At 63.0% G+C, this 14,445-nt stretch carries 11 protein-coding genes; 2 read left to right on the forward strand and 9 right to left on the reverse strand.

All coding sequences use genetic code 11. The features are described 5' to 3' along the window. Positions 1-4 precede the first annotated feature (4 nt). Positions 5-898 (forward strand): YihY/virulence factor BrkB family protein, encoded by an 894-nt coding sequence (locus Q390_RS0102910; protein ID WP_051603003.1) that lies wholly within the window; start codon positions 5-7, stop codon positions 896-898. Between the two features lie 61 nt (positions 899-959). On the opposite strand, the gene Q390_RS0102915 is transcribed toward Q390_RS0102910, so the two are convergent. Both Q390_RS0102915 and Q390_RS0102920 read right to left on the reverse strand, forming a co-directional pair. After that, a complete protein-coding gene (locus tag Q390_RS0102915; protein WP_027994731.1) occupies positions 960-1,733 on the reverse strand; it encodes a ferredoxin--NADP reductase in 774 nt (257 codons plus the stop codon). A gap of 217 nt (positions 1,734-1,950) precedes the next feature. Next, a complete protein-coding gene (locus tag Q390_RS0102920) occupies positions 1,951-2,940 on the reverse strand; it encodes a recombination-associated protein RdgC (protein ID WP_027994732.1) in 990 nt (329 codons plus the stop codon). A 219-nt stretch (positions 2,941-3,159) separates the two neighbouring features. Here Q390_RS0102920 and Q390_RS17330 point away from each other — a divergent pair, with 219 nt between their 5' ends. Beyond that, positions 3,160-3,801: a Spy/CpxP family protein refolding chaperone gene (locus Q390_RS17330; RefSeq protein ID WP_084153744.1), complete on the forward strand. Its 642-nt coding sequence runs from the start codon at positions 3,160-3,162 to the stop codon at positions 3,799-3,801. A gap of 1,137 nt (positions 3,802-4,938) precedes the next feature. Here Q390_RS17330 and Q390_RS0102930 read toward each other — a convergent pair. The 7 genes from Q390_RS0102930 to Q390_RS0102960 all read right to left on the reverse strand — a co-directional run bounded on the left by Q390_RS0102930 (position 4,939) and on the right by Q390_RS0102960 (position 14,443). Further along, complete coding sequence (locus tag Q390_RS0102930) at positions 4,939-9,090, reverse strand: EAL domain-containing protein (RefSeq protein ID WP_245606849.1); 4,152 nt, start codon at positions 9,088-9,090, stop codon at positions 4,939-4,941. Between the two features lie 382 nt (positions 9,091-9,472). After that, the gene (locus Q390_RS0102935) at positions 9,473-10,594 is read right to left on the reverse strand and encodes a 3-deoxy-7-phosphoheptulonate synthase (protein ID WP_027994734.1); all 1,122 of its coding nucleotides are present in this window, start codon (positions 10,592-10,594) and stop codon (positions 9,473-9,475) included. A 63-nt stretch (positions 10,595-10,657) separates the two neighbouring features. Next, complete coding sequence (locus Q390_RS0102940) at positions 10,658-11,164, reverse strand: C40 family peptidase (RefSeq protein ID WP_027994735.1); 507 nt, start codon at positions 11,162-11,164, stop codon at positions 10,658-10,660. 29 nt (positions 11,165-11,193) lie between these two features. After that, a complete protein-coding gene (locus Q390_RS0102945; protein WP_027994736.1) occupies positions 11,194-11,910 on the reverse strand; it encodes an MOSC domain-containing protein in 717 nt (238 codons plus the stop codon). Beyond that, the gene (locus Q390_RS17335; protein ID WP_051603004.1) at positions 11,907-13,202 is read right to left on the reverse strand and encodes an extracellular catalytic domain type 1 short-chain-length polyhydroxyalkanoate depolymerase; all 1,296 of its coding nucleotides are present in this window, start codon (positions 13,200-13,202) and stop codon (positions 11,907-11,909) included. Before Q390_RS17335 ends, Q390_RS0102945 begins: the two co-directional genes overlap by 4 nt. 56 nt (positions 13,203-13,258) lie before the next feature. Next, the gene (locus Q390_RS0102955; RefSeq protein WP_245606850.1) at positions 13,259-13,666 is read right to left on the reverse strand and encodes a CopG family transcriptional regulator; all 408 of its coding nucleotides are present in this window, start codon (positions 13,664-13,666) and stop codon (positions 13,259-13,261) included. A gap of 159 nt (positions 13,667-13,825) precedes the next feature. Further along, positions 13,826-14,443 (reverse strand): 3'-5' exonuclease, encoded by a 618-nt coding sequence (locus tag Q390_RS0102960; RefSeq protein ID WP_027994738.1) that lies wholly within the window; start codon positions 14,441-14,443, stop codon positions 13,826-13,828. Positions 14,444-14,445: the final 2 nt, after the last annotated feature.

A 14,445-nucleotide genomic window follows, 5' to 3' on the forward strand; every position in this document is an offset into this window, starting at 1 on the left:
TGGCATGTCTTTGCCCCTTGCCCCCCCTCCCACAGATAATCCGGCCCCCCTGACGCCACCAGCCCCCCCGTGGTGGCCTGTGCGCGCGGTGCAGCTGTGGCTGGGCGCCGATGGGTTGCGCATGAGCGCGGCCATGTCGTTTTACGGCATGCTCAGTCTGGCACCGCTGCTGGTGGTGGTGGTGGCGGCCCTGGGCTGGTGGGTGGACCGGGCGCTGATTGAAAACAACCTGCTGGCGCAGATCCGCGCCCTGACCAGCGAACGCATCGCGCAAGTGGTGGAGCAAGCGCTGGCCAGCGCCCAGGCGCCGTCGCAGGGTCTGGTGGCCTCGGCGATTGCGCTGGTGTTGCTGCTGTGGGGCGCAACGGGTGTGTTTGCTGAGCTGCAGGCGGCGCTGGCACGCCTGTGGCAGGAAGAAAAGCCCGAGGTATCGTCGCGTTCCTCATGGCGGACCACGGCAACGATGCGCCTGCGCGGGCTGGCCTATGTGGCCGGGCTGGCTTTTTTGCTGCTGGTGTCGCTGTTGATATCGGCCGCGCTGGCGGTGGCCACCAGCTGGCTGGGGACGCATTTTCCGTATCGCGTGTTGCTGCTGGCCATGAGCGAAGGGGTGTCGTTTCTGTTTGCCACCGGGCTTTTTTTGGGCCTGATGCGCATCAGTGTCGATCCCAAACCACGCCTGCGCTACCTGACGCAGGGCGCACTGATTGGCGCCGCGCTGTTCAGCATCGGGCGCCATGGTCTGGCGGCGTATTTGTCAGGCGCCGCCGTGGTATCGGCCTATGGCGCCGCCGGCTCGCTGGTGGCGCTGCTGGTGTGGATTTACTTCTCGTGCGCCGTGCTGTTGCTGTCGGCGGGTTGCGCGCGAGCGCTGCAAGAGCGGGCTGAGGCGTTGTAGCGGAGAGGCCGGAAATGTCGGGTTAGCCCGCAGGGCGTAACCCGACAGGGATTATTAACGCTTACTTCTCAACGAAAGCGCGCTCAATCACGAAGTCACCGGGGCGCGTGGTATTGCCCTCGTCAAAGCCGGTCTGCTCCAGCAGGTGCTTCAGGTCGGTGAGCATTTCCGGGCTGCCGCACAGCATGACGCGGTCTTCCAGCGGGTTCAGCGCCGGCAGGCCCAGGTCGGTGAACAGCTTGCCGTTCTTGATCAGATCGGTGATGCGTCCCTGGTTGCGGAACGGCTCGCGCGTCACGGTGGGGTAGTACTTGAGCTGCGCACTGACCATTTCGCCCAGGATGTCGTGATTTGGCAATTCTTGCGTCAAGTAGTCGTGGTATGCCAGTTCCTTGACTTCGCGTACGCCGTGGACCAGCACCACTTCTTCAAATTTCTCATAGGTTTCCGGGTCGCGGATGACGCTCAGAAACGGTGCCAGACCGGTGCCGGTGGACAGCATGTACAGGCGCTTGGCGGGCAAGAGGTAATCAATCAGCAGCGTGCCGGTGGGCTTTTTGCCGACGACGATGCTGTCGCCCACCTGGATGTGCTGCAGGCGCGAAGTCAGTGGGCCGTCGGGCACCTTGATGCTCAAGAACTCCAGGTGCTCTTCATAGTTGGCGCTGACGATGCTGTAAGCGCGCAGCAACGGCTTGCCATCGACGCGCAGGCCGATCATGGTGAAGTGGCCGTTGGAGAACCGCAGCGCCGGGTCGCGGGTAGTGGTGAAGCTGAAAAGCCGATCGGTCCAGTGGTGGATCGTCAGCACGCGTTCTTCAAGAAATGCGCTCATGGTGTGGTGGCAGGGAGAGTGAAAAAATAGGGGTCGGCGCGGGCAAGGGTGCCAGGCCATCCATCGCCCCAGGGCCAACGGCACACACCCCGCACCCTGCAGGTCATGGGGCTTATTGTCCGGCAAAGCACCCAGGCCCTTTCCCATAGGCCATGGAAGCTTGAGGCAGGGCAAGAAAAGGCCAGGGCAGGGGCCGCCAGAACACGGCGGAAATGGATCAGAACGGCGCGCTGCCGGGATCGGTATCGAGCGGCGCGGCGGCCGGGCCGGTGACGGTGCCCGGCGTGGACACTGGGGCTGCGGCGGCGGCACCGATGCCGCGCTCGCTCTCGCCGCCCAGCGCTTCTATCAGCTCGGGGATGAATTGGCGCAATTCACCGGTGGCCAGTGCCACATCGGCATCAAAGCCCCCATCGTCGCCGGCATGGCTCGCCGTCGCCGCTTCCAGAAAGGTCAGTTTCTTGATCTGCAGGCCTTCGGTCAGCAAAAACGAGAGGCGATCGTCCCAGCTCAGCGCCAGTTTGGTCGGCAGTTTGCCGGCGGCAATGTGCGCCTGGATTTCTTCGATGTCCAGCGCGTGGCGGGCGTAACGCACCACAGCTTTTTCTTCATCGGCGCTTTTGAGTTCGCATTCGCGGTCGATGCTGAAACCAGGTGGCGCCTCTTGCGTGCTCAGCCAGTGGGCCATCGCCGCTTGGGCGCTGGTTTGGGTGTCCAGCAGCGCCAGCGACAGGCCGGGCAGCGCTTCAGTCAGCGCACTGGCGACTTCATCGGCACGGCCCTGACTGCTGGTATCGAGCACTAAAAAGCGTGCTTCGGTATCGATCCACACCCACATGGCGCCTTGTTTGGTAAACGCCATCGGCAGCAAGTCCAGCTTGGCTTCTTCTTTCAGCTCCTTGCTTTCTTTCTTGCCAGGCTTGCGGCCGGTTTCCTGTTCGATGCGGGCGGCCTTGTCTTGCACGCGGCGCGCCAGCACCGAACCAGGCAGCACTTTCGACTCGACCATGAAGCGCAACAGCCATTGTCCACCGACCGATTCGGCCATCAGGCCATGCTCCTGGCCGCGCGGCGGTGCCCAGCCCCAGGAGCGCTCTTGCGTGGCGCCGCACTCCATGAAAGGCCGTTGGCTCAAGGCGGCTTCAACTTCAGTCAGGTCAATCTTCCAGTGCGGCGCAATGCGGTAAATGATCATGTTTTTGAACATGGAAAACCCTTATTCATCTCTACAGAGGGGACCACAGGCCAGCGCAAAGCCGCACCCGGGGGCATGTGGCCATTGTCTGCGCAGCGAGGTACGACACAACTTTACACAGCCTCACGTCGTCCTCATGGCGGCGACACACAGGCAGAGCACACTACCTCCAAACCGCTGACACGGTCGTACCAGCGGTCCCTTGCTACCGACTCACCAAAAGGATTTCACATGACCTTCTTTTCTCGCACCTTTGTTGCCACGGCTGTTTTGGCCGCTTTGACCTTGCCGGCGCTGGCCCAGACGGCAGCGCCGGCGGCCGCCACCACCCCGGCGACCCAGACAGCCCCCTCGGCCCCCTCGGCCACAGCGGCAAAGTCCGGCGAACGCTCGATGCGGCATATGCCCCACCGGGCAAAAATGCAGGAACGCATGGCGCAGCACCAAGCGCAGCTAAAGCAAAAATTGGAACTCAGCGCCGCCCAGGAGCCGGCCTGGAACACCTTCATCGCCACCATGCATCCCGCCGGCGAGCGCTCGGCCCGTCTGGGCCACTTGAGCCGCGAAGAAATGCAAAAGCTCACCACCCCCGAGCGCATTGAGCGGATGCGCGCACAGCGCAACCAGCGCCAGGCGGAGGCAGACAAACGAACCGATGCCGTTCTGGCTTTTTATGCCGAACTGAACCCGGCACAGCAAAAAACCTTTGATGCACAAACCGCGCGCTATCAGCACCACCTGGGCGGCAACAACCAAATGCGCGGCGAACGTGGCATGGGTAAAAATTATGGCGAACGCGGCATGGGTAAAAACTACGGCGAGCACCGTTGGGATCAGCGCCCACAGAACCAGGCGCCCACCACGCCCCAGTAATTCCTACCCGTCCAGTGCCGTCCCATCGGGCGGTACTTTTTTCTGACCAGCCTCGGTGTGTTCTGCACCGGGGTTTTTTTTCGCCCTGTTTATCTTGAGTGCCTACAAAATAAGCAAATTCACCTGTGTATAACCATGGGGGCAAAATCCGCACAACTACCGACTTATCCACAGAAAAATCAACCCGGCCAAAGTTGTTCGCATTGCGCTGCCACCATACAGAGTAGCCACCCACATACTTGCAAAGTTGGCAAGCTATTGTCCTGACACGAATAAATCAACTTATCCACAGAACAGGGCAAACCCTATTACTACTACTATTTAAAGATAGAAGTCTTAGTAGAACAACCAAACGCGCACCACCAGGCTGGATCAACGTCCACAGATGGGGAGGGGAAATTCCGCGACGGTGTGTTTGTCCAATCGGCGAAAAGAGGCGGGCAATGGCCTGGTGCGCAAAAACAACGGGCCCACCGGCGGCTTGAAGCCGTTCGGATCGGCGCAGCGCCAGCGCTGCCATCGAGGCGGCCCGTCTTAATTACTATCTTTTTAATAGCTTGTAGCGCTTTGGATAGGGGCGTCAGAGGCTGTTTTCATCTAAAAAAATAGCTCCGCCTGACAGCCTGAACAAAGCTGTGGACAGTTCTGGCATAAACGTCTAGTTATCCACAGAAAAAAGACCCGGCGACAGGTTATCCCCGCTTGCGCGACACCGGCGGCAGGGACTGGCGCACACACTTGCTGCGATGGTAAGTGCTTGAATCAAAAAGAAAAAAATAGGTTATCCACAAAAAATGGCAAACCCTACTATGACTACTATGTATTCATAGAATCTATAAAAGATAACTCCTGAAAACAGTGCCAAAAATCAGTCTCCTGCAGATACAGGGACTGTTTATGCATACAGTTTCAAAAGAGAAGATCGCAGCCATGCCCTTCGCAAGGCTCTGTGAGCGTCGATGGGGCGCTCCATGCCTGTGCTGTGTCCCCACCCCTGCCCCGCTACAAGAACGGCTCTTGGCGGGGCATCAGGGGGCTTGGGGAGGGGGTGGAGGCTGCCTTGGCAGGGTCCAAGGCCGTTTTTAGCGGAAAGGGGCTATCCCGGCTAGGCGGCCAGGCAGCAGGAGCTGCGCCGTTTCAGGGCCGTGGCGGGACGAGGTTCAGGGGGTTGCGCAGCAGCCATTCCAGTTGTTCGTGTGGCACGGGTTCACTGAAAAGGTTGCCTTGAAATAGACGGCAACCGGCCTGCAGCAGGGCATCGCGTTGCGCTAGCGTCTCTACTCCTTCGGCGATCACAGCCAAATCCAGACCTTTACCCAGGCCAATGATGGTGTTGACGATGGCGGAGTCGTTGATATCGGTGAGCAAATCGCGCACAAAGCTTTGATCGATCTTGATTTGTTCCAGCGGCATCCGCTTGAGGTAGCTCAGACTGGAATACCCCGTGCCAAAGTCGTCCAGTGAAAAGCCGACGTGGTATTCGCTCAGCGTGGTCATGGTGGCAATGGTGGTTTCCATGTTCTCGACCAGCAGGCTTTCGGTCAGCTCCAGTTTGAGCAAATGTGCCGGCGCCCCGGTGATGGCCAGAATGCGCGCCACGTCGGTGACAAAACTGGCGTGGCGAAACTGTCGTGGGCTGACGTTGACCGACATCGTCAGGTGGCGCAACTGGGGACTGCTGCGCCAGCGTGCCAGCCGGCTGCAGGCCACGTGCAACACCCAACGGCCCAGTGGCAGGATCAGGCCGGTTTCTTCGGCCAGCGCAATGAAGTCGGCTGGCAGCACCAGGCCGCGCTCGGGGTGTTGCCAGCGCACCAAGGCTTCGACGCCGATGAATTGGTCCTGGTGGTTGACTTGCGGCTGGTAGTGCAGCAGAAACTGGCTTTCTGCCAGCGCGGTGCGCAGGGCCGCTTCCAGCTCGGCACGGGCCAGCACCACGGCCTGCATCTGCGGATCAAAAAAGTGCAGGGTATTGCGCCCGGCGGCCTTGGACTGGTACATGGCCAGATCGGCGTGGCGCAGCAGGTCGCCCACGCTGTGCTGATCGCCCAGAAAGGGCGCGATACCAATGCTGGGGGTGCTGCGGTACTGGTAGTGGGCCAGTTTGTAGGGCACGGCCAGTGAAGCCAGAATTTTTTCACCGATGTCCTTGGCGGCCAGTGTCAGTTCATCGAGGTCGGCGCTAAGCGCTTCCAGTACCACCACAAATTCGTCGCCACCCAGGCGCGCCACCGTGTCAACGCTGCGCACGCAGCCGTTCAGGCGCTGGGCCACCTGTTTCAGCAGCAGGTCGCCCATGTCGTGGCCCAGGGTGTCGTTCAGGGTCTTGAAGTTGTCCATGTCGATAAACAGCAGTGCCCCGCCTTGCTGGTTGCGTTGCGATGCGGCCAGGGCGTGGTGCATCCGTTCGGTCAGCAACATGCGATTGGGCAGGCCGGTCAGGGCGTCGTAGAACGCCAGGTGCTGGATCTGGCGCTCAGTGGCCTTGCGCTGGCTGATGTCGGTGTTGATGGACAGGATGGATTCGGGTTTGCCGTCTTCGCTGCATACCAGGGTCAAGCGCACTTCCGTTTCCATCAGTTCGCCACTGCGGTGTTTTTGCGTCCGTTCACCAACCCATTCGCCGTGCGCCAGCACCATCTCGATGGCTTGATGAAAGGGGATCGGATCTTCATAAAGCAGCTCCACCACCGATTGCTGCTGCGCCTGTGCCTGGGGCCAGCCATACATGCGCTCGGCACCCTGGTTCCAGAACAGGATGCGGTATTGCAGGTCGTAGGCGACGATGGCGTCCTGGGCCTTGTCTAGCAGCGTGGCCTGGCGGCGAATGCGTGCGTCGGCTACCTGCCGCTCTATTTCGGCGGCAGCGCGCGCCGCAAAAATCTGCAGCGTTGACGTGACGAATTGAATGTTCTTCAGGGGCTGATGGAACAAGACGAAAATCATGCCCAAAGGCTTTTTCTGGCTGTCGTACAGCTGTTGTCCGGCATAGCTTTGTGCCCCCAGGGGGTACATTGCCTCCACCTGTGGGTACTGCTGGTAGAGCCGGTCCGCGACCACGTGCTGGTGCTTCGTCAGCAGGGACAGGCAGGGCAGGTGTTCCAGCGAGTATTCAGCGTTGGCCTGCAGTTGGCCATTGATGACCAGCGCCAGTGAGGTCATGCGCGGGGGGGGCCCGTCGGCCTGGCCTTCGGATGCGGGCATCAGACGCGCCACGCAGGCGACCTGGGCGCCCATGGCGTCAGCCATGTTGCTTGCCAGTTGAACAAAAAATTCGGTGCCGGTGGTGGCGGAAACGGCCGCTGCGACCTTGATCACCACGGTCTGCAGGCGTTGCTGCTCCTGGCGCGTGCGCAGGTTCATCACGCCAAACGCCAGGTCGTTGGCCAGCTCCTGCAGCAGATAGGTTTCTTCGGTGCCCGGCTGTAGCACCTTGGAGACATACAGGCAGAGCACGCCAAAGGTATGGTCGCCGTGGCGCAGCGGCAGACAGATGCCGCCCTGAAAACCGTGTGCGCGGAGGCGCTCGGCATAATTTTCGTAGGTTGGGTCGGTCAGCAGATCGGGCACCAGAGTGAGCTCGCCGGTGCGCACTGTGGCGCCTCCCATACCGAGGCCCTGTGGCACGTTGTCAGACCACGACAGCTGCAGCGTGTCGAGGAAATGGTCGTCAGGCCCGGCATGGGCCACCGGTTCGATGGTTTTGTACGCATCGTCGTGGGCCAGACCGACCCAGGCCATGCGGTAGCCGCCAACCTCGACCATGATGCGGCAGATGGCGTGTAGCAATGCGCTCTCGGAGATGGCGCGCATCAGCATCTCGTTGCAGGCGCTGAGCAAATGCCGGGCGCGCCCGACGCGCTCGAGGTCGTGTTCGATGCGCCGGCGTTCGGTCACGTCACTGACCATGACCTGGCACCCTTTGTGGCCGTTGAAGTCAATGCAGCGTGCCGACGCCTCGATCTCGAGCACACTGCCATCCTTGCGCCGGTGGCGTGTCGGCAGGTGCTTCAGGCATTGCCCTGGCACCACGGTGTAGGCCGGGGTCTGGAGCGGCCACAAATCAGTCACCGCCATGCCCAGCAGTTCAGCTTCGCTGTAGCCATAGGTGGCCACCATCGCATCGTTCACCGCCAGCAGGGGCAAGCCGTCGTCGTGTGCGTACACCCACATTGGCTGTGGATGGGCTTGGAACAGCCGCCGGTATTGCTGTTCGGAGGTTTGCAATTGCGCTGACATGCGGCGCAGTTGCACCAGTGACTCCATCAGCACCTGCAGATGTTCCACGTCGCCTTGGTCAAATGCATCGGTTTCGTCAGACACCGCGTTGAGTGCTCCGAGCACCGTCTGGTTGGCTCGCAAAGGCACTGCCAGCACCGAGCGGATGGTCTGAGCGTTATCGGCCCAAGCCTGGTTCCAGCCTTCGGCCTGGGTGTTGTTGCACAGCACCGTGCGGCCTTCTTTCAATTGTGCCCAAGCGGTGTGGTTTTGCAGCGGCAGCATGGCACCCAGCGGTCCGGCGCAGGCATGCATCACCAAGTGATCGCCTTCGTGCAGTTCCACCATGGCACCGCGGGCGCCGCTGGCGCGCAAGGCGGCCGTGGCTACCAGCTCCAGCACCTCGTGCAGGCTCAGCTCCATGGAGGATATTTGTTGCTGCACCTGCACCAAATCGGTATGGGTGATGGTGTCCTTTTGAGCGGCCAATGGGGTCTTTTTGTGGGTGTTGATGTCGATGATTTCCCCCTTTTTGTGTAATGCCTTGCCTGCGCCCTCGTCCTCAGTGGCTGCCGGCAGTGCCGTCTGCAGTGCTGCCTGCAGAGCGGCATATTGCTGCGCCAAGCGCTGCTGCATACGGCGCCATTGCAGTTGCAGCGCCGCATGCAGGGCCAGGAGGTGCAAGGCATCGAGCGTTTCGGGCAGCAGGGTGCGCGCCTGGGTGTCCAGGATCACCAGCGTGCCCAACACCCCCTCTTCCGGGTGTACCAGTGGAAAGCAGGCCAGAAAGCGAACGTGGGGCTCGCCCAGCACCAGGGGGTGTTGGCTCCACTGCGGCGCTTGCAGCGTGTCGGCCACGATCCAGGCTTCACGGCCCTGGTGTTGTCCCTCGTCGCACCAGGCCAGGGCCGGCTCGATCTGCGCTGGCGCCAGGCCGACGCTGGCCGTTAAATGTGCAGACGCATGGCCCCAGACGCTGACCAGCGCCATGGGTGTGGCGCCCAAGTGCTGCGACAGCTGGGCGAGTCGTTCAAGCTCTCGCTGGGCGTCCTGCTGAGAAAGATCAGACACGGCGGCGGCGCAGGCTGTGGACAGGGGCTGCATGGCCTAGTGCGCCACTGCGCTCGTAAGGAGGTGTCCCAGCAAGGACAAGGGATGCGAGAGCATGGTCATAGGCAAATGGGCTCCGATGGGTGAGACGGTTCGGTACATGTTGTGTGCAAACATGGGCCGGGCTGTGCCATTTTTTCTTGATGCTACACCGCTTGTTTAGGTGACAGATTTGCTCTGTGTACCGGCCTCGCTCGCCGATGGCGGGTGCAGGAAGGTGCCCGTGTCCGGTGCGCCAGGGTGCCGTCCACTCTGGCGTACCTCCCTTTGGGAGGCTATCCCCTGGTTTTTAAGCCAAATAGGCTGTAAGCCCCCGTCTATCAAGCGCCTGCAGCTATTAGTTTTAATTGTTCTTGGCTGCAGCCCAAGCGCGACGTGCACGTACCGCAGCGGCCAGGTGCTGCAGCACCGGCACGGTCTGCGCCATGCTGATGCAGGCATCCGTCACCGACACGCCCACCTGCAGCGGCTGGCCTTCGATGATGTCCTGGCGCCCTTCTTGCAGGTGGCTCTCGATCATCAGTCCGGTAATGCGCGCATCGCCCGCTGCCACCTGCGTCGCCACGTCGGCGGCGACATCGATTTGCCGCTGGTGTTGCTTGCTGCTGTTGGCGTGCGACACGTCAATCATCACCTGCGGACGCAGACCGGCTTGGCGCAGCAGCGCGCAGGTCGCATTCACGTCGGCGGCGCCGTAATTGGTCTGTTTGCCACCGCGCAGAATTACATGGCAATCGTTGTTGCCGCGTGTTTCAAAAATCGCCGACTGCCCCATCTTGGTCATCCCCATAAAGGCGTGCGCGGCCTGCGCGGCCTGGATGGCGTCGCTGGCTACTTTGACGCCGCCGTCGGTGCCGTTCTTGAAGCCCACCGGGCACGACAAGCCGCTGGCCAGCTGGCGGTGGCTCTGGCTCTCGGTGGTGCGCGCGCCGATGGCGCCCCAGCTCACCAGGTCGCTGATGAATTGCGGGCTGAGCAGATCCAAAAATTCCGTGCCCACCGGCAGGCCCAGCGCCAGCACGTCCAGCAGCAGCGCACGCGCCATTTCCAACCCTTCGTTGATCGCAAAGCTGCCGTCCATGTGCGGGTCGTTGATGTAGCCCTTCCAGCCCACGGTGGTGCGCGGTTTTTCAAAATACACGCGCATCACCAGCAGCAATTCGCCCTGCAGCGCATCCGCCTGCACTTTGAGCTGGCGTGCGTACGCCATCGCCTGGCCGTGGTCGTGGATGGAGCACGGCCCGACCACCACGATCAGCCGGTCGTCCTGGCCTTGCAGCACGCGCGAGATGGCGATGCGGCTGGATTCGACCAGCGCCTGTGCGGCATCGGGCGTCGGCAGCCACTCCTGCAGCAGCGCTGGCGTGATCAGCGGGCGCACCGCCTTGATGCGTGTGTCGTCAATGCGCGTGGTGTCGTGGGTCGAGAGGGCCTGGGGCGCGGTGTGGGTATGGAGTGTGGTCATGCGCGAATTGTCGCGCGCCAGCGCCGGTGCTTGGTTACGCGGGTCTGACCAGCACCTACGGGCTCAAGGCCGGCGAAACGCCGGTTTTTGCCCGGCCCAGTGCTTGGCGTCCAGCCGGTCGAGCCGCACTGTGCCGCCGCTGGAGGGGGCGTGGACGAAGCGCCCTTCGCCGACATAGATGCCGGCATGGTTGGGGGTGCGGCCGCGGCCAAAGACCACCAGGTCGCCGCTGCGCAACTCCTGTGCGGCAATCGGCAAACCCCACTGGTCGAGTTGTGCCACAGTGCGCGGCGGCGAGCGGCCGGCGCGGCTTTGGTAGACGTAGCCGATCAGGCCGCTGCAGTCAAAGCCGCTGTCCGGGGTGTTGCCGCCGTAGCGGTAGGGCGTGCCGACCAAGCCCAGGGCGTGGATGGTGATGTCGTGCGCCTGTTCGTCGGACAGGGGGGCGCTGCGCGGCGCGACTGCGCCGCGCGAAGAGGGGGATGACCGGGAGGAGGAGGAGGGGGCTGTGCTGCAGCCGCCGACCAGCAGCAGCGCCGCAGCCAGAGCCAGGCAGTGGGGTAAACGCATCCCGCAAGGGTAAAGGAGGCTCGCCCTGGTCAGGGCAAGGCGGCTGGCGCCAGAGTGGGGCCTTCTAGGCGCGTGCTCCAGTTTTCTACCACGCCGTGTGCCAGCCGGCCTTCAACCAGCCGGCGCCATGGCGGCGGCAGGGGCAGTGTCGCCAATGCGCTCAGCACGGCGGCATCAAAGGGCTGGTGGTAGAGCACGTCGATGATGCGCACCAGCGGCCACTGCGGCCAGGGGCGGGCGACCAGCGTGAGCGGGTCGCCCGCCTGCAGTGTGCCGGGTTCGAGCACGCGGTAATACCAGCCGGTGCGGCCGGTCTGCTGCACGCGCCGCGCCATGTCCGGCACGCCAAAGCGGTCGTTGAGCTTCCAGCAGGGTTGGCGGCTTTGGGAGACTTCCAGCAGTACGCTGCCAACGCGCACCTGGTCGCCCAGGCAAATCTGTTGTTCGGTCACGCCGCTGCTGGCCAGGTTTTCGCCAAACGCGCCGGGGGTGGCGAGCACCGGCAGCGATCCCAGTTCAGTGCGCCAGGGGGCGTAGTGCTCTTGGGCGTACTGGTGTACGGCTTTGTCGGGGCCACCGTGGACGCGCGGGTCACCCTGCTCGTCGCCTTCCAGGCCCAGCGTGCCCACGGCCACCGGGTCGGTGACGGGAAATTTGGCAATGGCGCTATGCGAGCCCGGCCGGGTGAACGGCACGGCGGGCCCGCGCAGTACGGCGCCAACGTGGCCGAGACAGGTGGCCGTCATTCGCTGAGGTCCGTAGCGGCCGCGGTGGCGGTGGTAGGCGAGCGCGGGTGTTCCAAAAAGAAGCGCAGCATCTCTTGGGTGGCGCTGATGCCGCGGGCATCGGTGTAGCTGCCCTGGGCGTTGCCGCCCGACCATGCGTGACCGGCGCCGTGCAGCACCCAGTGCTCGGCCAGCACGTCCGCGCCTTTGGCGCCAGCCGCGCGGTATACGGTGCGTGTAAAGCGTTGGCCACCATCCGACTGGCCGTTCAGTGCTTCATGCCGCACGGTGCCCTGCTCGCCCAGCGCCGCTTGCAAAGCCGCCTCGACCAGTTGCTCGCCATTTTTGGCGTGTACGGTGCTGTCCGTATCGCCGTGAAAGACGATCAGTGCCGGGTGTGGTGCGCCGCTGGGGTGGGCTGCGGGCCGTCTCTTCGTGGACAGCTTGGCGCCATTGTTCATGGCCGACAGCGCCGCCATCATGTTGTTCGCCGCACCGGCTTGCAGGCCCGAATGCACGCCGACGGCGGCAAATACGTCGGGGTATTCGCGCCCTAGCACGGCCGCCATCGCGCCACCGGCGGACAGGCCCGCGGCGTACACGCGCTGGGCGTCCACGGGGTGGCGCGCCATCACGTCGCGCACCATGGCCACCAGCAACTCGGGTTCGCCTTGGCCGCGGTGCTGGTGGCCGGGTTCAAACCAATTCCAGCAACCGTTGGGGTTGGCACTGCGCGCCTGCGCTGGGTACAGCACCATGGCGTTGGCGGGTGCGGCGGCTTGGTTCATGCCGGTGCCCAGCGCAAAGTCGTCGGCGTTTTGGGTGCAGCCGTGCAGCATTAACACCAATGGCATGGCCACACCGTTTGCCGCGCCCGGGGGGACGTACAAGCGGTATTGGTGGCGTATGCCTTGGTGCATCAACGTGACGCGCTCAAAGCTGTCGGGCGCCTCGCGCACTGACTTGCCCACCGACTCGCCCATGGGCTGCTCAGGGGCTGCTGTGGGGCGTGCCCAAGCGCTGGGCGTGCGCATTTCGCGCACCACGGCATCCTCGACGGTGGCTTTGAGCTTGGAACGCAGGTTGCTGGCGGCAGCAGACCGCGCAGCGGGCCACGGGCCAGCGGCAGGCTTGGCGCACGTTGCAGCGCTAGGGCTAGCAGGGGGAGTAGGGGTAGCGCGGGCTGCGCGGGCCAGGGGAGCTTGGTTGTTCAGCGCGCGTTGAATGGCGGCGGTCGCTTCCATCAGGTTGCCGCTGTGCATCAGCTCGGTGGCTTCGCCCAGCATGTCGGTGAAATGAGGGTTCCAGTCCATGGGGATTCCTTGGTGGTTTGGGAGCGTGAAAAGGTTCTTGAGGGTGTGCATGGAGTTCATCCGATGCGCCCGGCCAAGGCGGCCTTGACGGCGGCGCTGGCCTGAAAAGCGCCCAGCACGGTGACGCTAGCAATCGTCGCCTGCGCCAGCGCGGCAGAGACGTCGTCGTCAATGCTGGCCAGCCCCAGGACGCGGATGTCCAGCGTCTCGCCTGCCGCTTGGCAGGCTTCCAAATCGGTGCGGCTAAAGCGCTGCAAGCCCAGCACCAGCATCTTGCGCGCCACCACTTGGCGCACGGCCTCCGCTTGGAGGGCGAGCTGGTTGCGAATAGCGGTGCGGATGAAGTCGGTGCGGTTGGCATAAAAGCCCTCCGCCACGAGCAAATCAACGTGCCCCAAGTCCACGTAACCGAGGTTGATAGTGACTTTTTCAGACTCCGGCACTTTACTGCGGGGACTGGTCATTGGGTGGATGCTTCCCATGAAATACTCCTTTTGGAATCCATATGGATGGTATATGGAATCCATTTGGATGTTTTCAAGCTTTATCGGACCAAAAAAAGCCCAAAGATTTTTCGGCAGGTGGAGTTGGCTGGGTTATCCGAAAAATAGCAGAGACATGGCTTATGGCGCCTGCTCGGTCCAACGCGCCAACAGCGGGCCGATGGCCGATTTAGTGCAGCGCTGCAATGCCATCAGCAGCGCGTGATTTGGCTCAGTGATGCCCCAGCGTTGGCGCAGTTCGCGTTGCTGGTGCGCGAGTAGGGCGGCGGCCATTTCGGCATCGGCCAGGGCGCGGTGGGCGGTGCCGGTGCGCGGCAGACCGTGAAAGTCCATCAACCCGCCCAGTTGGTGGTTGGGCGCTTGCGGGTGCAGTCGGCGCGACAGCAGCACGGTACAGGCAAAGGGCTGCGGCGCGGGCAGATCGGCCCGTGCCAGCTCGGCCTGCCAGAACTTGCGGTCAAAGGCGGCGTTGTGCGCCACCATCGGCGCATTACCGACAAAGCGTGCAGCGTCGTGCATGACGACCGCCGCCTCGGGCGCGGTGGCCACCATGGCGTTGGTGATGCCGGTGAGCTGGGTGATGAAGGCGGGAATCCAGGCGCCGGTCTGCATCAGGCTATCGAAGCGGTCCACCACCTGACCCCCTTGCAGCAGCACGATGGCCACCTCGGTAGCGCGCGCGCCGTGGGCGGGCGACAGGCCGGTGGTTTCAAAGTCGATGACGGCGATGGGAGACATGC

The organism is Simplicispira psychrophila DSM 11588 (genome assembly GCF_000688255.1).
In the GTDB taxonomy this organism is placed as follows: domain Bacteria; phylum Pseudomonadota; class Gammaproteobacteria; order Burkholderiales; family Burkholderiaceae_C; genus Simplicispira; species Simplicispira psychrophila.

Excerpts from the sequence above, each read along its gene's own strand:
- Q390_RS0102910 (WP_051603003.1), top strand. The coding sequence starts at position 5 with ATGTCTTTGCCCCTTGCCCCCCCTCCCACAGATAATCCGGCCCCCCTG.
- Q390_RS0102915 (WP_027994731.1), bottom strand. The coding sequence starts at position 1,733 with ATGAGCGCATTTCTTGAAGAACGCGTGCTGACGATCCACCACTGGACC.
- Q390_RS0102920 (WP_027994732.1), bottom strand. The coding sequence starts at position 2,940 with ATGTTCAAAAACATGATCATTTACCGCATTGCGCCGCACTGGAAGATT.
- Q390_RS17330 (WP_084153744.1), top strand. The coding sequence starts at position 3,160 with ATGACCTTCTTTTCTCGCACCTTTGTTGCCACGGCTGTTTTGGCCGCT.
- Q390_RS0102935 (WP_027994734.1), bottom strand. The coding sequence starts at position 10,594 with ATGACCACACTCCATACCCACACCGCGCCCCAGGCCCTCTCGACCCAC.
- Q390_RS0102940 (WP_027994735.1), bottom strand. The coding sequence starts at position 11,164 with ATGCGTTTACCCCACTGCCTGGCTCTGGCTGCGGCGCTGCTGCTGGTC.
- Q390_RS0102945 (WP_027994736.1), bottom strand. The coding sequence starts at position 11,910 with ATGACGGCCACCTGTCTCGGCCACGTTGGCGCCGTACTGCGCGGGCCC.
- Q390_RS17335 (WP_051603004.1), bottom strand. The coding sequence starts at position 13,202 with ATGGACTGGAACCCTCATTTCACCGACATGCTGGGCGAAGCCACCGAG.
- Q390_RS0102955 (WP_245606850.1), bottom strand. The coding sequence starts at position 13,666 with ATGACCAGTCCCCGCAGTAAAGTGCCGGAGTCTGAAAAAGTCACTATC.
- Q390_RS0102960 (WP_027994738.1), bottom strand. The coding sequence starts at position 14,443 with ATGTCTCCCATCGCCGTCATCGACTTTGAAACCACCGGCCTGTCGCCC.